Annotated in this window: 12 protein-coding genes; 8 read left to right on the forward strand and 4 right to left on the reverse strand. The window is 51.5% G+C overall.

Annotated elements, in window-relative coordinates:
- Positions 1-17 precede the first annotated feature (17 nt).
- Positions 18-5,282, reverse strand: coding sequence for an S-layer family protein (locus tag PJE062_RS01905; protein ID WP_008546791.1), 5,265 nt, complete (start codon positions 5,280-5,282; stop codon positions 18-20).
- Positions 5,283-5,587: 305 nt separating this feature from the next.
- Here PJE062_RS01905 and PJE062_RS01910 point away from each other — a divergent pair, with 305 nt between their 5' ends.
- Positions 5,588-7,015: a TolC family outer membrane protein gene (locus tag PJE062_RS01910; RefSeq protein ID WP_008547328.1), complete on the forward strand. Its 1,428-nt coding sequence runs from the start codon at positions 5,588-5,590 to the stop codon at positions 7,013-7,015.
- Positions 7,016-7,026: 11 nt separating this feature from the next.
- A complete protein-coding gene (locus PJE062_RS01915) occupies positions 7,027-7,425 on the forward strand; it encodes a hypothetical protein (RefSeq protein ID WP_008546829.1) in 399 nt (132 codons plus the stop codon).
- A 9-nt stretch (positions 7,426-7,434) separates the two neighbouring features.
- Here the strand turns inward: PJE062_RS01915 and PJE062_RS01920 are convergent, their stop codons facing one another.
- Positions 7,435-9,762, reverse strand: a complete 2,328-nt coding sequence (locus tag PJE062_RS01920; protein WP_008547086.1) for a type I secretion system permease/ATPase — start codon at positions 9,760-9,762, stop codon at positions 7,435-7,437.
- A gap of 159 nt (positions 9,763-9,921) precedes the next feature.
- On the opposite strand from PJE062_RS01920, the gene PJE062_RS01925 reads away from it, so the two are divergent.
- Positions 9,922-11,277, forward strand: a complete 1,356-nt coding sequence (locus tag PJE062_RS01925; RefSeq protein WP_008546480.1) for an HlyD family type I secretion periplasmic adaptor subunit — start codon at positions 9,922-9,924, stop codon at positions 11,275-11,277.
- A 117-nt stretch (positions 11,278-11,394) separates the two neighbouring features.
- Entirely contained in the window at positions 11,395-12,120 is a 726-nt protein-coding gene (locus PJE062_RS01930) for a transglutaminase-like cysteine peptidase (RefSeq protein WP_208982104.1), read from the forward strand.
- Between the two features lie 19 nt (positions 12,121-12,139).
- Here the strand turns inward: PJE062_RS01930 and PJE062_RS01935 are convergent, their stop codons facing one another.
- Complete coding sequence (locus PJE062_RS01935) at positions 12,140-13,096, reverse strand: ornithine cyclodeaminase family protein (RefSeq protein ID WP_008546514.1); 957 nt, start codon at positions 13,094-13,096, stop codon at positions 12,140-12,142.
- Between the two features lie 145 nt (positions 13,097-13,241).
- Entirely contained in the window at positions 13,242-14,390 is a 1,149-nt protein-coding gene (locus tag PJE062_RS01940) for an iron-containing alcohol dehydrogenase (RefSeq protein ID WP_008546415.1), read from the reverse strand.
- Positions 14,391-14,906: 516 nt separating this feature from the next.
- Here PJE062_RS01940 and PJE062_RS01945 point away from each other — a divergent pair.
- The 4 genes from PJE062_RS01945 (at position 14,907) to PJE062_RS01960 (ending at position 22,687) form a co-directional block, all read left to right on the forward strand.
- Positions 14,907-16,940 (forward strand): hypothetical protein, encoded by a 2,034-nt coding sequence (locus tag PJE062_RS01945; protein ID WP_008546407.1) that lies wholly within the window; start codon positions 14,907-14,909, stop codon positions 16,938-16,940.
- A 143-nt stretch (positions 16,941-17,083) separates the two neighbouring features.
- On the forward strand, positions 17,084-20,494 hold the full coding sequence (locus PJE062_RS01950) for a multiheme c-type cytochrome (RefSeq protein ID WP_008546985.1): 3,411 nt from the start codon (positions 17,084-17,086) through the stop codon (positions 20,492-20,494).
- The gene (locus PJE062_RS01955; RefSeq protein ID WP_008547300.1) at positions 20,494-21,312 is read left to right on the forward strand and encodes an FTR1 family protein; all 819 of its coding nucleotides are present in this window, start codon (positions 20,494-20,496) and stop codon (positions 21,310-21,312) included. Before PJE062_RS01950 ends, PJE062_RS01955 begins: the two co-directional genes overlap by 1 nt.
- Positions 21,296-22,687, forward strand: a complete 1,392-nt coding sequence (locus PJE062_RS01960) for an FAD-dependent oxidoreductase (protein WP_008546517.1) — start codon at positions 21,296-21,298, stop codon at positions 22,685-22,687. The genes PJE062_RS01955 and PJE062_RS01960 overlap by 17 nt, the downstream gene beginning before the upstream one ends.
- Positions 22,688-22,690: the final 3 nt, after the last annotated feature.

Raw genomic sequence — 22,690 nt, forward strand, 5'->3', positions numbered from 1 at the left:
TTTCTTTGCCTGAGTTCTTAAGCTGTTACGACCACTGGTGCCTGATTTTCATCCACGATCAGCTCCAGCTGAGCTGGTGGTGATGCAAACTCCATAACCTGTACCATGTTATGATTGGTGCCAGCCCCATCCTGATCGAAGCTCAAGATGCCGCCTGAGAGCTGGAAATAGTCTCCGACATTTTGCTGTGTGATCTCTTCTGTACCAATCAGTTCCGTTACATCCAGTTTGTCTGCATCTTCTCCGGTGGAATCGTAATCTGTAATTAGATCTGCCACGGTGAGGTTGGAAAGATCGAGTACAAACGTGTCGCTGTCCTCTCCGCCGGTGAGCGTATCTTTCCCGCCCATACCTGTGATTTTATCGTGCCCACCACCGCCGTTGATCGTATCATCACCATCAAGGCCTTTGATGAGTTCGCTTGTCTGTGTGCCCGTAAGGACATCGTTGCCTGAGGTGCCGAGAATAGGCGACGCCGCTGGTTTGATAGAAATGAGATGACTGTCCGTATCTGTATCACCATCCCCATCTTCAACGGATATGAAGAACTGCAGAGTTTGTGGCTGGTTGAAGTCCAGTCCTGTACTGGCTGTAAACTCCCACGTGCCATCTGAATGGATGGTGAGCTCACCTTGTTTCGTGTAGAGCGTGGTTTGCGTATTAGGAGCCAGACTGACGATGTGCTGGTCGTTGATATCTGTATAGACTGTCACCTGCTTATACCCATCGGCTCCAGAGCTTAGGGAGAACGTATCGGTGATGGTTTCACCTTCAGAGACGATATCCTGAACATCAGCAATATCGATGTCAGGACCATCATCCTTGATTGAGATGTTTGTGAAACCAAGAGCTGTGCTCCCATCTGTATCGGTCGCAATGATGGGCACACCCAAAATGGTGAAGTCGCTGGTTCCGTTGGTCACGTGAGGAAACTCGGCAAGAAGTGTTGCTGTGACCTGAGCTGTGCCCGTGGAGCCTGCAGGGATGGTTGATCCGGTTAGAGACAGCTGGATGACATTTTGACCGTTGATTGACCCAGTCAGGGTTTGCTTGTCAGCAGACAATGTCCAGTTCATAGAAGTTACAACAGCACCGCTGTCGTCCCGAACTTCGATGCTGGAGGTATCTCCTACAGTGAAGCTGACGATATTGTCAGAACCAGCGGTGAAGCTGAGTGTATCGCTTTGAGTTTCTGCTGTGCTTGCCGGGTTGGAGCCGATGACATCTCCAGTGGGGTCATTGTTACCAATCTGCTCTCCAAGCGCGCTTTCATCAAGGCTCAGCGCGATGATATCGCCCCCAAACGGATTAGGGCCATCTGTGATGGTGATGGTTTGAGTGTCAGAGGTCGTATCTCCATCCGCATCCGTTGCGGTGATGGTGAAGCTTTGCTCTTGCGGGTTGTCGTTATCTAGATTGGTTTCGGCTTCAAAAGAGTAGGTACCGTCTGGATTAACGGTGAGTGTGCCTCTTGGCAGCGTGAAGGTGGCGGGTGTGTTGCCGGACAACGCAATTGTTTGATCCGCTTCACCGAGGACAGACACGGTTATGTGCGTGACGCTATCAGCTCCCGGGTCGAGGGACCATGTTCCATTAAGCGTGTTGCCCTCTGCAACTGATGCAGGTGTATCAGCGATGTCCAGCTGGGGTGCGTCGTCGATTATGTTGACCTGAATGTCTGCTGTGACCGTGTCGCCATCGTGGTCTGAGGCATTGATGGTGATGCCGTTGATCTTGATCGGCTCTCCGCTTGCATCATGCGGAAAGGCGTCTGTGAGTGTTGCAATAACTTGTATAGAGCCTTGCTGACCTGCGGGGATCTCAGATGCATTGAGCGCCAGAATGATTGCTGGCGTGCCGTTTATGGAGCCGATGAGCTGGCCATTGCTAATTGTCCAGCTCACATTGAGAGCCGCATCGCCGTTGGTGATGGTGATGCCGGAAGGATCACCAAAGGCAAAGGTGGAGAGGTTGTCCGAGCCAGCTGTGAACGTGACAGAGCTGGAGACCTCCGTCTCAGCAGTGCTTGTTGGATCGGAACCGGTGATGTTTCCGGCGGCTAGATCGCTTTGATCCTGCGTTGTATCAAGGGCTGCTTCGTTGACTGTCAGGATTAGATCGACGGCCTCACCGGGGAGAGTGTCTGGCGGTGTTGGTGATGTGCCGTCTGTGATGGTGATGGTTTGGGTATCGGTTGTTGTGTCTCCATCTGCGTCTGTTGCAGTGATGGTGAAACTTTGCTCTTGTGGATCGTCATTATCCAGATTGGTTGCTGCTTCAAAGGCGTAGGTGCCGTCTGGATTGACGGTTAAGGTTCCCTTCGGCAACGTGAAGGTGGCGGATGTGTTGCCGGATAATGCGATTGTCTGGTCCGCTTCACCAGGGACAGACACAGTTATGTGCATGACGCCATCTGCTCCTGGGTTGAGCGTCCATGTTCCGTTAAGCGTGTTGCCCTCTGTAACTGATGCAGGTGTATCAGCGATATCCAGCTGTGGTGCGTCGTCGATTATGTTGACCTGAATGTCTGCTGTGACCGTGTCGCCGTCGTGGTCAGAAGCATTGATGGTGATGCCGTTGATCTTGATCGGCTCTCCGCTTGCATCATGCGGAAAGGCGTCTGTGAGTGTTGCAATAACTTGTATAGAGCCTTGCTGACCTGCGGGGATCTCAGATGCATTGAGCGCCAGAATGATTGCTGGCGTGCCGTTTATGGAGCCGATGAGCTGGCCATTGCTAATTGTCCAGCTCACATTGAGAGCCGCATCGCCGTTGGTGATGGTGATGCCGGAAGGATCACCAAAGGCAAAGGTGGAGAGGTTGTCCGAGCCAGCTGTGAACGTGACAGAGCTGGAGACCTCCGTCTCAGCAGTGCTTGTTGGATCGGAACCGGTGATGTTTCCGGCGGCTAGATCGCTTTGATCCTGCGTTGTATCAAGGGCTGCTTCGTTGACTGTCAGGATTAGATCGACGGCCTCTCCGGGGAGATTGTCTGGCGGTGTTGGTGATGTGCCGTCTGTGATGGTGATGGTTTGGGTATCGGTTGTTGTGTCTCCATCTGCGTCTGTTGCAGTGATGGTGAAACTTTGCTCTTGTGGATCGTCATTATCCAGATTGGTTGCTGCTTCAAAGGCGTAGGTGCCGTCTGGATTGACGGTTAAGGTTCCCTTCGGTAACGTGAAGGTGGCGGATGTGTTGCCGGATAATGCGATTGTCTGGTCCGCTTCACCAGGGACAGACACAGTTATGTGCATGACGCCATCTGCTCCTGGGTTGAGCGTCCATGTTCCGTTAAGCGTGTTGCCCTCTGTAACTGATGCAGGTGTATCAGCGATATCCAGCTGTGGTGCGTCGTCGATTATGTTGACCTGAATGTCGGCTGTAACAGTGTCGCCATCGTGGTCTGAAGCGTTGATGGTGATGCCGTTGATCTTGATTGGCTCTCCGCTTGCATCATGCGGGAAGGCGTCTGTGAGTGTTGCTGTGACTTGAACAGAGCCTTGTTGGCTTGCGGGGATTTCAGATGCATTGAGTGCCAGAATGATTGCTGGCGTGCCGTTTATGGAGCCGATGAGCTGGCCGTTGCTAACTGTCCAGCTCACATTGAGTGCGGCATCGCCGTTAGTAATGGTGATGCCTGAGAGATCTCCAAAAGCGAAGGTTGAGAGGTTGTCAGAGCCAGCTGTGAAAGTGAGGGTGCTGGAGACCTCTGTCTCAGCAGTGCTTGTTGGATCGGATCCAGTGATGTTGCCGGCGGCCAGATCATTCTGATCCTGCGTTGTATCAAGGGCAGCTTCGTTGACTGTCAGGATCAGGTCGACAGCTTCTCCGGGGAGATTGTCTGGCGGTGTTGGTGGAGTGCCGTCTGTGATGGTGATGGTCTGGGTGTCGGTTGTTGTGTCTCCATCCGCATCCGTTGCGGTGATGGTGAAGCTTTGCTCTTGCGGGTCGTCGTTATCCAGATTGGTTGCTGCTTCAAAGGCGTAGGTGCCGTCTGGATTGACGGTTAAGGTTCCCTTCGGCAACGTGAAGGTAGCGGGTGTGTTGCCGGACAGGGTGATTGTCTGGTCCACTTCACCGGGGACAGACACGGTTATGTGTGTGACGCCATCTGCTCCGGGGTTGAGAGACCATGTGCTTGCGAGGGTATCGCCTTCAGCCACTTGAGCCGGGTTATCGGTGATATCGATGCTTGGCTCATCGTCGACGATGTTTATGGTGATGTCGCCGGTTGCCTGATTGCCTTCTTCGTTCGTAACACGAACTTTCAACATATCTTGTTGGGCGTTGTTGCTGTGATCACCCGCTGCATCGAGGGTGTACGTCCAACTGTATGTTCCGTCTGGATGAGTTGTGATGGTGTAGGTGCCATGAGGTGTGATGATTTGGCCGCCATTGGTTACATCAATCCAAATATCCTGTGTCGGATCACAGACTTCGAGTGTCTGGAGCGGCGATGATCCGCTCTGGATGTTCATAGGGCCTGCTGTTCGGGTCTCTGCCTGCCCGGCATCGCTGCCTGATGCCAGGCCTGCCTCATACACATCATCGGTGTTGCCTTCAAAGAAAGCAGGGCGCACTGTTGGATCAGATGGATCTGCGCTGGAGATGATTGGTTCGTTGCTTTCAAAGGCTCCATCCCCGAAGTCTCTTTCCAGAAACTCTTCGCTGCGTTCTGAAGGGAGTAGGAGCGGAGTGATTGGAAAGGAAGGCTGAACAGCGATCGGAATAGGCTCAAAATCATTACCGCTTCCAGTCAGGTCCTCACTTGCTGGCAATGGAGACTGTGGCTCGTTGTTGCCGCTGGAGGGTTCTGACCCACTGGACGGGCCTGATGAGGCCTCCGGGCCAGCGCTTGGTTCTGCATTTCTTGCAGCGGCAAACGCTGTTTGAATCTCCTGTGCAGTGAGGATCTGATTTTCAATCTCAATGGATGGAGGATTTTCGCTGTGTCCCTGGATGATCAGCAGTGTACCATCAGCAAGTGTGATCTGGGTAGTGTTATTGGCTGTCTGGATGCCTGCGAGTTCTAAGCCTGATGGAAGCAGCAAAACCTCTCTGACCGGGTCCCATTCAACCTCATTCAGCAGCAGGTTTATGCCGCGTGGTGGGGCATCCGGCTGGTTCTCTAGATCGACTGCAATATCTGGTGGAAGTTCAATGATGAGACGGCTTTGAGAGGGAGCGGATGTACCCTCATTAGGTTGCAGCTCAACAACTTGTTCTGAAGAAGTGTCCTGGACTGAAGGGACTTGCGTTTCATCAGTTCTGATCGTCGGCATACAGGTCTTCCTTTGCAAACAGGAACAAGACGTTGGCGGGCATTCTCCGAGGAGGAAAATGTTGCAAGGATGAAATTGTGTCGCTGAATTCTAAATCAAATAGGGTTCAAATTTATATATACATTATGCAATACGTATAAATGACATGTATTCGTGATCAAATTTGCAAAGTGATATTGTTATTAATTTTTGAGGTATCGATATTTATTACACTTAATTGGTTGAGGAATGACATTATATTAAAATAAAGTAAATTAAAGCTTCAGTTGCCCGGTTGTCTTAAGTATTGCGTAGAGGGCGTGTGTATGAAGTTGTTTGCGCCTTTTTTCCTTGGCGTTGCTGCAGTTGGCCTGTTGAGCGGAGCAGGTCACGCGATGTCTCTCAGAGACGCAGTGAATCTGACCGTTTACAGCAATCCCGAAATTGGTGAAGCAGTGTTTGATCGCAATGCGATCGGCTTTGAGCTGAAGCAGGCCAAAGGCGAATGGCTGCCGCGCCTTGATCTGGAGTTTCGTGGAGGTGCGGAATGGGCGGACCGAAGCTTTACTCGCCAACGCGATCAGTTCTTCTATGGTCCTTATGAAGTTCGCGCAACAGGTCGGCAAAAGCTGTTTGACGGCTTTGCGACGACCTATGAGATTGAACGTCAACGGGCGCGACTGGATGCGACTTCTTTCCGTGTATGGGAGCGCTCTGAGTTCATTGGCTTGAGTGCTGTGCGGGCTTATGTAGAGGTCTCCCGCCTTTCTGAGGTCAAGCAGGCGGCGCAGCGTAACATTGCCTATCACAGCAAGGTTGCTTCGGATATGCGTGCCGGCTTATCGCGCGGTGTTGTGTCGGTGGCTGATGTTCAGCAGGCCAGCGAGAGAGTGTTTGCTGCAACGCTGGCATTGGAAGAAGTCGTTGAAGAGCTGGAACTGGCCGAGGCGACGTTTATTGAGGTGGTTGGCAAACCAGTGGGACGCTTGGGGGGCGTGCCAAGTGTGACGCGCCGCATTCCGGGTACGCTTCCAGCGGTCCTGAATGTGGCGCGGCGCAACAACCCGCTTATTGCCTTGCGCAAAGCGGATGTAGATGCTGCAAACGCTCAGATTAAGATTGCGGAAGCGGATTACTATCCCAGATTTGATCTGGAATTGTCGTCTCGTGTGGGCGAGAACCTCAACGGTTTTCCCGGCGTGAACAATCAGGCGACCGCGTTGGTTGTGATGCGCTGGAATCTTTTTAACGGCAACATCACAAAGAACCGGCGTGCAGAACAGGTAGAACGCGCTGGAGAGGCGCGCATGCGGACGGCACGTGCGTATCGTGAAGTGGAACGGGAGACGCGGGCTTCCTGGATCCGGCGGGTGGAGCTTTCCAAACAGCTTGCGATCATCAAAAAGCAGCTGTCAGCGTCACAGCAGCTGCTGATTTCCTATGAAGGACAGTTCACAGTTGGTCAACGAACTCTGCTGGATGTTCTGGATACGCAGAACACGGTGTTCTTCACTGAGGTTTCTGAGATTTCTGCGCGGTATGCGCAGACCTTTGCGAATTACCGGCTGCTTGCGGCTATGGGCGGGTTGCTGGAGGCGTTTGACGTTCAGCCACCGGCACAAGCGGAAGCCGGTTATCGTAAAGCACGGGATGATGAAGAGACAGAGAGCTGGTTGCCGGGTAAAGCCTTGCCGGGAGTTACTGCTCAATGGGTGCGAGGCACGCCTGTTGCTATGCCTAAGCCAAAACAGTGAGGGAGGGGATTATGGACATGCATAAGCTGCTAAAGCTGGTGAGTGGTCCCGTGCTCTTGTTTTGGGGGGCAGCGGCATCGTTTAGCATTTGGGCGAGTGAAGCGACAAGTGCGGATCTTTCGGTAGCGACCTCTGACTATTACCGTGGTGGCGTTTGCTACAACTTCAATCTTCAGCATCCTGAGGAGCTGCACAACGAGATCTCCATTCGGGTGCGTGATTACTTTGAGGAGGCCAACACAATCGTTGTGGCTGCTCAGCAGGCAACCATTGTGCAGCTGCGGTTTGACTGGGCCTTAGAAACGCGGGACTGGTGCGGCGTGGCCATTGGGTACATGAAAGAGGCGGTTTGGGATGATGAGGCCATCAACCGCTGCCTTTGCTTCCATGAGTACATGAGAGCGTACTAGGCCGCTTGGTCATCCATTTCCCTTTGAGAGGATATGAATGACCTTTTCTTTTGGTCCATCTGCCAGAATGCGGCCTTTATCCAGAATGATAAGTCTGTCGACCAGTGAGAGTGGCGCGGTTCGGTGTGTTGCGATTACCAGTGTTTGTTCTGGTTTTATGGCAGATGACAGCGCGTTGATAAACTGCTGCTCTGTTTGCCCGTCCATCATGCCAGTCGGTTCATCCAGATAGAGCATCTTTGGATTGCCCATAAACGCTCTTGCAAGGATCAGCTTTTGTCTCTGTCCCGAAGATAGATCTCTGCCACCTTCCTCGATCAGTCTGGCGAAGCCATGTGGGTGCGCGTCGATGAACTCTAAAGCGCCGGAATGCTCGCAGGCTTTGACCAGATCAGCATCAGAGGCTTCTGGACGTCCCAACTTGATGTTGTCTCTGATCGAGCCTGAAAAGAGGCTGGAATCCTGTCCGATGTAACTAATGGATCTTCTTAGTTCAGTGGGAGCGAACTGTTGATGGTCCAGATTGTCGACAGAGTAACTGCCTGCTTCTGGGGCATAAAGACCGCTCAGGAGGCGGCCTAGTGTCGACTTTCCAGAACCAACAGGGCCGAGAATCGCGATGCGTTCGCCTGCCTTGATTGAAAGATTGAGGTTTCTGAGAGATGGTTCTTCCGACTGAGGGTATGTGAAGCTTAGGTTCTTCAGAGCAAGCTGGCCTTCATCAATGGTTTTGGTCAGATGTCTGGAAGCCCAAGGCTTTTCTCTTGGCAACTGATTGATGGCATCAAGGCGTTTGTATGCGGCTTTGACTTGCTGGAAACGAGCAAGGAAGCTGGAGAGCGTAGCGAGCGGGGCAACGGCTCTACCGCCCAAAATAACGCAAGCTACAATGCCACCCATGGATATGAGCTTTTCTGAGAAGAGATAGGCTCCTGTTACCAAGAGAGCGACGGTGGTGAGCTGTTGCAGGAAGCCTGTCAGGTTCAATGCCCAAGTGGACAAGGATCTGACCTTGTTTTGGGCTGCAGCAGCTGCTGCACTGGCACTTTCCCATTTGCCCAGCAGTTGGCCCTCCGCTCGCTGAAGCTTGATTGTTTCCAATCCATACAGGCTCTCCACCAGTAAGGCGTTTCGGAGTGTGGCATCTGCAACAGTGGTTTCAACGGCTTTCTTGATTGAGAACTGCATGATCAAGCCAATTGCGACCACACCGATTATGGCAGCTAAAAGCGGATAGACCATTGGGCCACCGATGTACCAGATAAGTCCGAGGAACATTCCCAGAAAGGCAAGATCCGTAATCGCGGTGATTGTTGCTGATGTCATGAATTCGCGAATGGTCTCAAACTCGCGCATCTCATTCAGGAAGCCAGCGGTGCTGCTGGGTCTGTGAGACATCTTCAGGTGCATGGCCTGATCGAACAGCCGGGACGAGATGATCAGATCAGCGCGTTTGCCAGCAAAGAAAATGAGGGATGCGCGTAATGTCTTCAAAAGCAGATCAAAGAGCAAGGCGCCGGTGACACCAAGAGTTAGGACCCAGAGCGTAGGAAATGCCGAGTTGGGCAATACGCGATCATAGACGTTCATTGTGAACAGAGGTGAGGCCAAAGCCAGTAAATTGATGAAGGCTGCAGCGAGTGCGACAAAGACATAATCGCGTGCAACCGCTTTAATGCCACCAAAGAACCAGTGAGACTGTTCTTGATCCTTTACTTCTTCTTCAGTGCGTTCGGGTTTGTAAAAAGGTTTGGCGACAATCACAGTGCAGTTGCAAAGAGCCTGAAGTTCTTCCAGTTTCGCAAGGACTGCGCCACCATCTGCATGGGGTAATGCGACGGCATAAGAGTGCTCATCGTATTTTTCCAGTACCACCAGCGCGCCGCCAGATTTCAGCATGAGTACAGCAGGGAACAAGAGAGAAGACAGGTCGGTGATCTTTTGATGGAATGCCTTCGTAGAGAAGCCAGCGCGCTGCAGGGCTCTCTGCAGCAGATCTTCTGTCAGCTTGCCATCTACCAGAGGAAGTCCTGCGATCAGGTTCTCCGAGTTAGCGGGCATGTTGTGCTGGACAAGTAGGATCTCAAGGCATCCTCTGAGAGGATCAATCTCGGTTAAGATATGGGGTTCTGCCGTATCTTCCTTGGGCCGTGTTTTTGGTGACTTCTTTTCTTGGGGCATTTCAGTTTCAGGTGCGACTTCCGAAGCATGTCCTTCAATCACCAATGCATCATCTTCATGAGAAGACGCTTTGGGCACGTCTGGTTTGGCCTCTTTTCCAGAAACCTGCGTCTTTTCTTTTTTTGTTTTTGGCGTTGCCGTTTCTGTCAGTTCCAACCTGCAATTCTCCGCAATAGATCCCCGTAGTATTCAGAAAAAACAAGGAGAGTTACCCTTGGTTAGGATAGCTTGATTCCGGTTGGCTGCGTGCCTCTGGAACTTGTTGGGGAGTTTCTAGGGGGATCATCTTTGCGCCTGTTAAATCTAAAGGAGCTGATGAGAAAGTGGATTAGCTCAGGCTCTGAAACTGTCCAGCTTCCCAAAGGAGCTGCTCAGGTTTCCGTCGGGCTGGAGCATGCTGTGTTTGCCAGAACACGATTGTTGATCCTGCTCATCGGTCTTCTTCTTGTGGCATTTGTTGTTTGGGCCAGTTGGGCTCAACTGGAGGAAGTGACACGTGGTGACGGGCGGATCATTCCATCGGCAAAGATACAGGTGATCCAAAGCCTTGAAGGTGGGATCGTCAAGGAGGTGTTGGTTAAGACCGGTGATCTCGTCAGCAAAGGGGATGTGCTGATCCGGTTGGATGATACTGGCTTTTCTTCCAATCTTGGAGAACTTGTCGCGAAGCAGCTTGCTTTGGAGATCGCGCGGGAGCGGTTGGAGTTCCAATCGGTCTGGCCACAACGGGGGGAGGAGCTGTCTTATACTGACCACTATCAGGAGAAAGCCCCTCAAATTGTTGCCTCAGAGCTTTCTCTGTTTCAAGCCAATGTGGAAGGCCTGAAAGGACAGGTCGCCATCAATCGATCTCGTGTTGCGCAGCGTATGGCGGAACTGGAAGCCTCTGAGAACCAGAAGCGTAAACTGATGGAGTTACTGCGTCTTGCGAACGAAGAGCGTGAGTTGAAAGCGCCTCTTGCTGAAAAACAGATTATCCCGCGAACGGATATGCTCAAGTTGCAGCGGGAGATTGGGGATCTGGAAGGGCAGATCAACACGCTTCAGGTGACTGAGGGGCGGCTGCAAGCTGCCGTTGATGAGGCAGAACAGGAGATTGAGAGCCTTTACATCAAGTTCCGTCAAGCAGCGCGTGCCGAGATGAGTGAGGTTCAGGCACAGCTGGATATCATTTCAGAAACTTCAAAAGGGGCTGGCGATAAGGTCAAGCGGGCAGAAATTCGCGCTCCTATGGATGGCATTGTGAATACAATTGATGTGAGCACGATTGGCGGCGTTGCATCACCTTCGCAGCAATTGATGACCATCGTGCCCGTTGAAGATATTTTGCTCGTGGAAGCTAAGGTCAAACCGCAGGATATTGCCTTTATCCATCAGGGCCAGCAGGCACTTGTAAAATTGAGTGCCTATGATTTTTCCATCTACGGTGGGCTTGATGGAGAAGTTGAGGGAATTTCTGCAGATACTGTTTACGATGAAGTGACCCATGAGCAGTTTTACTCCGTAATTATCAAAACCAAGCAAACGGAGTTAGAAAGTCGCAACAAGAGTCTTCCCATCCTGCCGGGGATGGTCGCCTCCGTCGATATTCTCACCGGTGAGAAGAGTGTGCTTGCTTACATTCTTAAGCCGGTTAATCGTGCACGTGAGGAGGCACTAAGAGAACGGTAATGCGTTATGGCTCTTCCGGAATACCGGGGCAAACATCGTAGAAAACGCGGTTTGCTGCGACGAAGCTTTATAGGGATGGTGGTGAAAGCTGCCTTTCTTTCCGGAATTGTGTCCAGCATGACTAAGGGGCAGGCGCATACTGTAAAGCTTGATTATCCCAGCAAAATACGCCGTCGCCGTCTGTTTTCGTTTATCCGCTTCACCAATCCGGCAAACCGAAAGTCACATGAAAGCTTTGGGCTGTTTGGTTCTGTTGAGATTTCTGGCGGAAACAGCCGGGCTTTCAAGAAGTGGGAGGCTGTGCTGCCGGAATGTGATCAGCAGCTGGCTTCGCTGAAAGAGTGCATTGCTGGTAATGTACGCTGTGCTGGCTCGGTTGACTATTGGTCTCGTATTGTGCGTGGGGTAGGGCAGACACCGTCGGTGCGCCAGCTTTCCTTGCTGAACTCTTACATCAATGAAAGTGCGGGTTATGACCCGCAAGCTGTCGCCGCTGGGCATGCAGACGTCTGGCGTGCACCCTTGCAGTTTCTCAGGTATCGGGGGGATTGCGAGGACTATGCCATCGCCAAGTACTTCAGCCTGCTTGCGCTGGGCTACGCGGAAGCGGATATACGCTTTATAGTGGTAAAAGACAGTCGCAGGCAGGTTATCCATGCTGTGACTTCAGTGCAGCTTCACGGCGAGCGGTATGTGCTCGACAGTCTGCGTCCGGTGGCAACCAGGGAAGTTGACCTTCTCCATTACCAGCCTTTGGTCTCCATGCAGCGAGATGCGTACTTTACTCACTTCAGAACTGCGGAGATGCGGCAAAGGTTCTGGGCTCAGCACCGTAATGGATAGTTGTGCTGAGCCGTTGCATTTAGGCGCTTTGGAGTTCCTTTGAGTTTTCGTAGGCCAGAATCGCACCTGCCAGATCTTCTAGAGCAGCCCCGACGGACTTGAAGAAGGTGATCTCCTGATTACTCGTTCTGCCCGGATTTTCGCCTCGTGTCAGGTTGTATAGATCTGCAACTACGTCCTCAGGTTTCAGAGTGCCGTTTGCGAGCGGAATGGTCAGATCACCTGCTTCTTTCATGGCACCGGCACGCGTGTCGACAAACACTCTGGAACGGGTGATTGCTATGTCATCTGCTTCGCGCATATTCGGGGTGAACCCGCCGACGAGATCGAGATGGCATCCTTCTGGCAGCCATTCGCCTTTGACTAACGGTGCGTTGGAGAGTGTTGCCACTGAAACAATGTCTGCTTGTCCAACGGCCTTTTGCAATGACTGTTCGGCAATCACGTTGAGGCCGAGCGTTACACTCAACTCTCGTGCATTTTGCTGCGCCTTTTCGAAGTTTCTGCCCCAGAGGTATACGGTTGTGATCTGTCTGGTTGCACAATGCGCTTCGATGAGGTTGGCGGACAGGCGACCGGTACCGACCATGGTCAATGTCTTCGCATCTTTGCGCGCAAGATAATCTGCAGCCAGAGCTGAGGCCGCTGCGGTGCGGCGGGCTGTCAGTTCTCCGCCGTCAACCAAGGCAAGCGGAGCGCCCGTAGTTCCATCGGATAGAAGATAGGTGGCTGAAACTGCTGGAATGCCCAGGTCTGCATTGCTTGGGAAGACGCTTGCCAGCTTCACACCGAAATAGGCACCTGACTGCCAGGCAGGCATGAGAAGGAGAGTGGCGTCTGCTTTGTCTGGTACACCCATGGTATGATGATGCCGAACCGGCATTTCGCAGCCTTCCCTGAACATGATTCTCAAGGCTTCCACCAGTGGCTGGAAGGGCAGGGCGTTTTTTGTTTGAGTGTCGGACAGCTGCAACATCCCCGTTGCTCCCTCATAATCTGCGAAGAGTACTCTGATATCTCACAGGATTACTGGCGAAGGGCTGTGTTTGTCACTTGAGATTTCATAGAGGACGACAGGTACCCACAAAAAAGCCCGCCGATTGATCGGCGGGCTGATCAGTTTACCGTGCTGCGTATACGATTTCTTTGATCACGTCAGAGGTGATCTTGCCGTGCTCACCAATGGCCTGCAAGAAATCTCGTCCCTCGATGATCTGCATCAGCGTATCGATGTCGTTCTGCTCTGTGATTTTTGCATCAGAGAGGCGGATTGGCATTGCCAGCTCCTGATAAAAATCTTCAATAGCATCAACCGTCTTTTCCGCAAGATCTTCGGTTTTCGGTAAGGCAAAAACCGTGGTGCCCATCTGCTCCAGTTTTTCCCGCTTCAACTCAATCTGGCTACGCAGAAGGCTTGGCTGGATGATGGAGAGTGTCTGAGCATGGTCGATCCCATAACAAGCAGTCAACTCATGGCCAATCTGGTGAGTTGCCCAGTCTTGCGGTACGCCGCAGGAGATTAATCCATTCAGACCCTGATTGGCTGCATACATCAAATTTGCACGCCACTCGTCTGTGTCTCGCTCAGAGTATGTTTGCCCTAGTTGAATGAGCGTACGCAGGAGTGCTTCTGCGTAACCGTCCTGAACCAGTGCGCCCGTCGGGAAAGTCAGATACTGCTCACATACATGAACGAATGCATCGACCAAGCCATTCTTAATCTGGCGCTCAGGTAGCGTTTTCATCGTGTCCGGATCCAGCACTGAGAAAACCGGATAGACATGTGGTGAACCGAAGGCCAGCTTTTCACCAGTAGACTTGCGCGTGATGACGGAATTGCCGTTGGACTCAGAGCCTGTTGCTGGCAATGTCAATACGGAGGCCAATGGAATGGCTTTCTGAATACGGTGCTTGCCGCTTGGAATGTCCCAATGGTCGCCATCATAATGAGTGGCTGCAGCGACGAACTTACACCCATCAACGACAGACCCGCCCCCAACAGCGAGAATGAAGTTAAGGTCGTGTTCCTTTACCAGATCAACAGCCTTTTCCAGCGTCTCAAAATGCGGGTTTGGTTCAATGCCTGAGAACACCACCACAGTAAAGCCTTCCAGTGCGCTCATCACCTGATCGTAGACGCCATTGGCTTTGATGGACCCACCACCATACGCCAACAGCACACGGCTACCTGCTGGGATCTGGCCGCGAATTTCAGAGATTTGTCCCTGACCAAACAGCAGCTTGGTCGGATTTTGATAATTAAATTTCATTTGATTGCCCGGACAATTAAATTGTGCAGCCTGAATTTAATGCACATTTCCCGAGTTTGAAGAGCCGAAGTGAAACTAATTCACTTAAATGGATGATTGGGTGAGGATATGTTTTCTGAAAGGCGAGTGCTTGATGAGAGGGAGTAAGTTCTACACCAAGGCCAGCTCGTCGCGCTGCATCATTTGTAGGGTGTAAGGTGACAACCCTGTTATGATTTAAGGTGCTGATTTGATTTTGGGATTATTGAAATAAGGTGGTCCTGAAGATATGTAATGTAGTCACTAATCCATATAACCTATTGTATTTTTGAGTATTTCTAAATCTTGATTATTTAACTCATATTTGACTTTTGTCATTTGCGACAGGAAATCTCTTCCATATTTCTCGGATTGCAAATCATTCTCAATTGCGGGAAGCGATCAGTTTTGCCCTGGTTGGTTCGGCGCATTGGAGGGGGATAGGGGAGGTTTGCTCATGTTGGGCCATATCCTCATAAAGAGATTCCGAGTTAAAGCATGTTGAACAAAACAGCACTTCTATCATTCGCATCCGCAGTGGCAATCAGCTCCGCAGCACTGGCTGGTTCTCCTGAGGTAAAAGTCGAGGTTCTCGATAAGGTCTTTGATCCGGCAGGTGGCTTCCTGGCATACACCGAGTTCGAGCTTTCCGGTGAGCCATTGGCCGAAGGCCTTGGTCTGGATCTTGATGTTTTGGATCCAAACCTCGTCAACCAGCCAACTGCTTTTGACTATGCAGCCGGCATCGAGAGCTACGAGTACTCTGAAGAAGCAATGTATGCGGTGAACTACCAGTCCAAAATGGGCCCGCATATCGTCAACGGACCTTTGAACAAAGCTCGTGGTGGTTCTCTGGAAAGTCTTGGCAAGCGCGTGATTGAGCTGGCTGGCTCCGTTGCTTTCCCAGCAGAAGAAATTCCGCTCAACATGTATCCGATTACCTTCCCATACATCTCAGCTCTTCCTGAGTTTGGGCAGGCAGTCGATACCTCTGTTGTTTCTGGTGATGAAGCCGAGATTCTGAACGCACATGGAAAGTCCAAGATCGTAAAGGTCGACATTCCTGCTTACTTCCGCGACTACGCATCGCTTGCGTGGAAGGAAGACGGCATGGACAAGTCCTTCAACCCGGGTGCGGCTGCCGGTATCATGTTGAAGGACGTGATGTGGGCGCAGGACTTCATGGGCGGCATGCACACCATTGCTGATGATCTGGAAGTTGAAGCTGAAAGCGCTGTCATGGATCAGGACGGCGTACATGCACTTGGCGTTTCCACTGCGGACGGTTTCAACGGTGTTATCCTGACGGAAATGATCAATGATCGTCTGGTCACACTGCGTGACCAGTTTGGCTATGATGGCAAGATGCTGGGCGCGAAGCTGACTGCGTTCTATGACCCTGCAAACGGACCAATCTGGTTCCCGCGTAAAGTGGCAGTGACCGAAAAGACCGAAAACTCAGTGAAGGCAATCGGATCTTTGAAGGTGATCGACGGCGCTTCGACACTGCGTGATACATGGCTGATGCTGTGGCCACTTGCTGAGATCTACGCGTACAGTGATCAGCGTAAAGTGAACACCAACCAGAACCCTGCGTTCCTGGCGGTGTTTGATGGTGCTCCGTTTGCAGCAGCTGCGGATCTGAACAAAGACAGTGATCCAATGAATGACGTTGCTTCTGACGATGTCTTCTCTGCGGCCAGTGTTCTGACCAACGCAACCTTCAAAAACCTTGATGCGCTTCATTTCAATAAAGATGCAGGCACTCTGGTTGATCTTTATGACGGCAAGCAGGGCGCTACCGTAACCACCTATGATGCAGCATACGCTTTGCAGGCGCTGAACATCTTCCAGCGTTCTCAGGATGCTCTTGCGGTTGGTTACGCTTCAGCTGATGCCGGTGAAAGCCTTGATACTGCACGTGGTAAGCGCGCTCTGGAGCTGATCAAAGCACAGGCAGACTTCATCCTGAAGAACCTGATTGCTGACAACGGTCTGGCAGTTGATGGCTTTGAGATCGGTAAAGGCGCGCAAGGTGAGCAGAGCCTTGGCACTCAGTTTGCAGTTGTTCATGGCCTGACCTCAGCATTCCTTGCGACCAAGAATGAAGCCTACAAAGAAGCAGCGCGCAAGCTGTTCCTGACTATTGAAGCGAAGATGTATGACAAGGCAATTGGTACTTATGCTGCGGTTCCAGGTCAGCCAACTGAGCACACACCATACACTGCCGCTGCAATCAGTGCGGGCCTGCGTAGTGCAATGCTGATCCTGCGCAACAGTGAAGGTGAAAGCGAGCCTCTGCTGGATCTGGCAAGCCTTACTGAGCGTTATGAAAGCTGGTTCCGCACTGTTATCAATGGCCGCAATGTCAACGAAGGCATGCAGCTGGCGGAGTGGCTCGGCGACAGTGGTGAGAACGTGGTTGCAGGCAGTGAAGACATCGACACTGATGCAGATGGTGTTCCTCAGGTCGTGCAGGCTGGTACTGCTATGGTGATGGCCGGTAAGGTCAAAGTTTCTGCTGTAAAATAAGTAGTTTACCGAAAACTGCGACAGCCGGGGTGTAAAACATCCCGGCTTCTTCTGCTTGTTAACTTAAGTCAAATGCGAAGCATTCGCATTTAGCTATAGAGACAACAAAACTAATAATCCCACAAAAGAATCGATCCGCACTCATGGATGATGCAAGCAAAAATAGTGTACCTGCAAACGGACCTAAGCCAGCACAACCCGGCGCAATAGCAGCGTTTTGGAAGCGTCTTGGTTATAAAAGCAAACATGCTGAGTTCGTGCTTTACTTCCTCACTATCAGCGGATTGATGCTGTGGGATGTGGTTGGTCTTCCGTGGCAGCTCATTCAGCCCACGCTTGCCGTCCACTTTGTTGTTTCTCTCGTCCTCTTTCCGTTGTTCGTTCTTCCATTCTGGTTTTCTCATCGTGATCTTATCAAGCGTAACGGTCGTTCGTTTTTGCGCAGAACAGGGCAGATGATTGAGATTGCGCTGGCCTTACTGGTGCTGAGCGGCATATATCTCGCGTTTTTTGGCAATAGAGGCAACGTGTTAGGGCAGCTGGCCTATTGGCTGCACCTGTTGCCAGCACTTCCTGTATCCATTTTGGTGTTCCATCACGCCAAACGCTATTCCATGGTCAAGGTTGCAGCCTGGATCTTTCCATTTCTGCTGGCGCTGGTGGCACTCATGGTGCCAGCTTATGCTGCCGTTGAAAGTGGCTCCCTTGTTCTGAATAAGGATGGCACAAAGCTGATTTCTGCCAATTTTGATGCAGGCAGCGTGTCTGTTCTTGATCGCAGCACTAACCGTTTGCTCCACGAAATCACAGTTGGTGGAGAAGTTCGCCGTGTCGCGCTGGACGGTCAGCGCAATGTTGTTGGCCTGACTGATTACACAGGCGATCGTGTGGTCTTTGTTGATCTGAAGACCAACAAGGTGCTTTCTGAATTCAATACAGATTATCGTCCATTTGGCATCGTTTATGACAAGGCAAACGATGTTTATTGGGTGTCTCTATTCGAAGCACACAAACTCATTGCGATTGATCCCAACCGTGGTGTTCTTCAGGAAGTTGAGAGTGAAGAAACGCCGCGCGGTCTTGCGCTACTGAATGATGGTCGCCTGATTGTTACCCATGCGATGGTTGGCAAGGTATCCATTTGGGATACTGCTGGCACAAAACTGAAATGGCTCAAGACCATTACTCTTGCTGAAACGCAGGATAAGGATGAAGCCGTTTCTCAAGGTGTTCCGCGCATTCTGGATGATATCGCGGTGAGTCCAGATGAAAAAGAAGCCTGGTTGCCTCACGTTCTTTGGAACTTCGATCATCCGTTTCAGTTTCAGTCTACTGTATTCCCAAGTGTTTCACTGCTGAGCCTTGAGCGAGGGCAGGAAAAAGAAGTTGCTGAGCGTCGTAAGCATCTGTTCAAACAGATCAATATCATCGACACCAACAACCGCACACGCATTGTTTCCAATCCTCATGATGCAGCGTTCTCTGAAGATGGCAAAAAGGTTTATGTAACACTGGCGGGCAGTGAAGACCTGATGGTCTTTGATCTGACACGCAGAACTGCACTGACCAGCAAGAAAAAACGCCGTGCACGCCGGAAAGGTAAACTCAATCAGGGTGGGGCAAAGGTTACGCAGATTTTCCGCCATATCCCGGGCGATAACCCGCGCGGTCTTGTGGTCTCAGGCCAAGACATCTTTGTGCAAAATGCGATGACGCTTGATCTGGTTGAGCTGAAGCGCGGTGGTGACGGTCCGTTTGCCAGAGTAGCGTTGAGCGAGAAACCATCTGTTCGCCTTGTGAAGAATGATCCGGTTGAACCTAAGCTTCGCCGTGGCAAAACGCTCTTTAACAGCGGCAACACAGATGATGCCAAGCTGACACCAACCACAGGTGATTTCTGGATGAGTTGTCAGAGTTGCCATGTGGACGGGTTTAACTTTACCAACGGCTATCTTTACCGTTCTACGCCTACCAAAAAGTTCGACAGATCCGTTATTGGCCACGACAATCTGAAACACATGATTTCGGGTGATTTTGTCAGCGACTACCTGCGTATTATGCAGAGAACACAGGGCGGGATGGGCCACGACGATCGCGACGGTGCGATGCAGATTAATCCGGATGAACCTACCGAACCTGTTAAACGCGACATGGAAGCGCTGCAGGCCTTTATTATGTCTCGTGGCAACCTTCCTCTGGGTGCAAGCTGGGTCCGGCTGGATGATGATCGCAAGCTTTTACACGAAAAGGACTGGGTGAACTCCGCCGCATGTGCCTCTTGTCACTCAGATATGTTCGAGCAATGGGCTGACTCAAATCACCGCCTGATGGGGGAATCCAATCCGTACTTTATGGTCGTGAAGTCTGTTGCAGAGCAGACCGAGGGCAAGGAGTTCGGCAAGTGGTGCCTTGGTTGCCATGAACCGCAAGAGCAGTTTACGGAACCAAAGACTGTTCCACAGCAGGGGCATATGTTTGAAAAAGGCGGAGCAAGCCTTTTCAAAGCGCTCGAAGAAGGCATCCCGGATTCCGATGAAGGCACTGGTTGTCTGTTCTGTCACCGCATCACACGTATTGAAGCGGCCATGGGCAAAACAGCAGGAACCAACGCCAGCTTCACTGTGAATGTGAAGGACCGAGAGAAATACATATTCGAAGATAATGACAATGCGCTGCTGCATTGGGTTGGAAACCGCCAGATCAACGCCAAGCCGGAAGTGCATGCCAAGTCATACTCTCAGCCATTTTACAAAGACTCTGCGCTGTGCAGCACGTGCCATAACGAGGTTGCTCCGGGCACAGGCAGTGTGATTGTGAACACCTATGGTGAGTGGGAGAAATCCTCCTACAACAATCCGGATGATCCTTCCAAAAACCGAACCTGCATCAGTTGCCACATGATGGCGGATGTTCAGAAGATCGGCGAGAACGTTCCAGGCATCTCTACGGATGGCGGTAAAGTTAAAGATAATGTGGTGACCCACCAGTTCACGGGTGCCAATCATCACCTCGTTGGCCTGCGCAACAAAAAACTCGCAGACATGAGTATCGAGTTGCTGAGAACTGCGGCTGAGTTGGAAAGCCGTATCGATGACGATGGTCAGCTGGTTGTTCGTGTCAAGAATGTTGGGGCAGGGCATGCTTTACCAACCGGTGTGGCTGACTTCCGTCAGCTCTGGCTGGATGTGACGGTCAAAGACGCCAAAGGAACTGTCATTCTGGAAGACGGCAAAATGGATGAAAAAGGCGTTGTGCCAGCCGATGCCCGTATGTTCCAGAAGGTTTTTGGTGACAAGGATGGCAATCCTGTTGGTCTGCTGTTCTGGCGTTATGAAAAGATGATCAAGGACACCAAGATCCCAGCGGATGGCTATCGGGATGAAGCCTTTGCTCTGCCAGAAGGTGTTTCGTATCCACTCAGCGTTGATGTGAAGATGATGTTCCGCATCTACCCACAATGGGTGACAGATGCCGTTCGTCAATCCTACCCTGACCTGCCAAACCCTGAAGCTGTTGTTATGGCTGAACTAAACGAAACACTGGAGCAGCCATAATGTTTGCTAGTTTTTTGATCACTTTCCGCGAAGGTCTGGAAGCATTCCTACTGGTCGGTATCATCCTGTCATATATGCATAAACTGGGTGTTCGCCACTTCAATAAGTACGTTTATCTGGGTGTCGTATTGGGCCTCCTCGTTTCTCTTGGCCTTGCATTTGTCTTCCAGGTGGTGATCGATCAGTTCTCAAACGAGCACTATCAGCACCTTCTGATGATCTTCATCCTGCTGTTCGCCACTCTGGTGCTCAGTTACATGGCTATCTGGATGCACAGACAGGCCAAAGCACAGGTTGATCATGTTAGGAAACAGCTGGAGTTCCATATCTCCTCTGGCAACCTTTGGGGCATGGTGTTTCTGGCGTTCATCGCTGTGCTGCGTGAGGGCTTTGAAACAGTTCTGTTCTTCTCCGCTCTTATGTACTCAGGGCAGGGTGTAACTCTGGAGAATGGCCTGATTGGCGCCTCCATTGGTCTGATTGCATCGATCGTTCTGGTCTGGGCCATGATGCGTGGTACGCGTCAGGTGCCGATTGCTCCGTTCTTTAAGTACACCAGCCTGCTGATCATCATTATTGCAGCCGGTTTGTTCTCTTCTGCAATCAATATGCTGCAGGCGATTGATGTGGTTCCGATTGTGGTGGAGCAGATCTTCAATATCTCGTTCATTCTTGATGATCAGGGAACCTTTGGCACTTTCATGCGCGCCTTGTTCGGCTATAACGCATCTCCAACGCTGATCCAGTTTACAAGCTGGGTGCTATATCTTGGACTATTCCTGAGTTTCTGGAGCCGCGGCTATGCTCAAAAGGCCTGATCACGTTTTGGTGCTGGGGGCGGGCCCAGCTGGCCTGACAGCCGCACTGCGTCTGCTGGAAGCCGGTATTCAAGTCACTGTGCTTGAAAAAGCTGCCAAAGAGGGTGGTCAAAGTGGGACAACCACTTTTGAAGGACGTCATGGAACTTATCGCTTTGATTATGGCGGTCATCGCTTCATCACCCACAATGCAGGGCTGTTGCAGTTGGTGGAGGACCTCGTTGGTGATGAGTTGCTTACCAGCCAGCGCAAAAGCGTCATTCGTTTTCAGGGCCGTACTTATGACTACCCGTTGGCGATGGGCAATATCCTCAAAACGGCCCCAGCATCTTTGCTAGCCGGTGCGCTAAAAGATCTGGCGGTGTTGCCATTCGCCAAGCCGAATGATGACAACTTCGCGACCTGGATCACCAGCAGGTTTGGAAAGACGCTCTATAAGAACTTCTTTGAGGGATACACGGCTAAGCTTTGGGGCCTTGATCCGGTAGAGCTTTCGGCTGATTGGGCAGGGCAGCGGATCAGTCTGCTGGATCTGAAAGATGTCGCAAAACGCCTGTTGCCTGTTGGTAGGGATACACCACGAACCTACGCCAAAAGCTATCGCTATCCCAAGTATGGCTTTGGCATAATCTTTGAGCGTATGGCGCAGAAGGTCGAAGCACTCGGTGGACAGATCATCTATGATGCACCCGTGGACGGATTTGATTACCAAGGCGGGTGCGTCAAAGCTGTAAAGGCTGGCGGCAACTCCTACTCTGCTGACGCGGTGCTCTCGACACTCTCGCTTCCCTACATGGTCAACCTGACTGGCGGAGAGAGCGATCTTGCCTTCAGAGGCCTGAGGTTCTTCAATATGCCATTGGAGATGGACAACCTATCTGATTGTACCTGGCAGTATCTCTCTGATCCTAACATCATGGCCACTCGTCTTCAGGAGCCCAAGAGACGCTCTCCCTTTATGGCGCCTGAGGGACATACCTCGGTTATGCTTGAAATCCCATGTGATCCGGGTAGTCCGCTTTGGGACATGGATAACGAGCAGATGTTCGCCAAGGCGTGCGAGGTTCTGAACAAGCTCGGCATTGATAGCGCAGCGGCGACAGGTGAGTATTTCTCGACTTACCAGAGCCAAGCCTATCCTTTGATGTCTGTTGGCTATGAAGCAAAAAGAGCCAGAGCAACTGCTCACCTCAATCAGTTCGACAATCTGATCCAATGTGGTCGGCAAGGCACCTTCCGTTACATCTTCACGGACACCTCTATGGAGATGGGCCAGATGGCTGCAAATGCGCTGATTGACGGTGAGAACAACCGTACAACGATTTATGAACACCGCAGCGAGCGAACTGTGATTGAAACGGAAAGCGTCGCCTAGGAG

Source organism: Pseudovibrio sp. JE062 (assembly GCF_000156235.1).
Taxonomy (GTDB): domain Bacteria; phylum Pseudomonadota; class Alphaproteobacteria; order Rhizobiales; family Stappiaceae; genus Pseudovibrio.

Excerpts from the sequence above, each read along its gene's own strand:
- PJE062_RS01945 (WP_008546407.1), top strand. The coding sequence starts at position 14,907 with ATGTTGAACAAAACAGCACTTCTATCATTCGCATCCGCAGTGGCAATC.
- PJE062_RS01940 (WP_008546415.1), bottom strand. The coding sequence starts at position 14,390 with ATGAAATTTAATTATCAAAATCCGACCAAGCTGCTGTTTGGTCAGGGA.
- PJE062_RS01915 (WP_008546829.1), top strand. The coding sequence starts at position 7,027 with ATGGACATGCATAAGCTGCTAAAGCTGGTGAGTGGTCCCGTGCTCTTG.
- PJE062_RS01955 (WP_008547300.1), top strand. The coding sequence starts at position 20,494 with ATGTTTGCTAGTTTTTTGATCACTTTCCGCGAAGGTCTGGAAGCATTC.
- PJE062_RS01925 (WP_008546480.1), top strand. The coding sequence starts at position 9,922 with ATGAGAAAGTGGATTAGCTCAGGCTCTGAAACTGTCCAGCTTCCCAAA.
- PJE062_RS01960 (WP_008546517.1), top strand. The coding sequence starts at position 21,296 with ATGCTCAAAAGGCCTGATCACGTTTTGGTGCTGGGGGCGGGCCCAGCT.
- PJE062_RS01950 (WP_008546985.1), top strand. The coding sequence starts at position 17,084 with ATGGATGATGCAAGCAAAAATAGTGTACCTGCAAACGGACCTAAGCCA.
- PJE062_RS01910 (WP_008547328.1), top strand. The coding sequence starts at position 5,588 with ATGAAGTTGTTTGCGCCTTTTTTCCTTGGCGTTGCTGCAGTTGGCCTG.
- PJE062_RS01930 (WP_208982104.1), top strand. The coding sequence starts at position 11,395 with ATGACTAAGGGGCAGGCGCATACTGTAAAGCTTGATTATCCCAGCAAA.
- PJE062_RS01935 (WP_008546514.1), bottom strand. The coding sequence starts at position 13,096 with ATGTTGCAGCTGTCCGACACTCAAACAAAAAACGCCCTGCCCTTCCAG.
- PJE062_RS01905 (WP_008546791.1), bottom strand. The coding sequence starts at position 5,282 with ATGCCGACGATCAGAACTGATGAAACGCAAGTCCCTTCAGTCCAGGAC.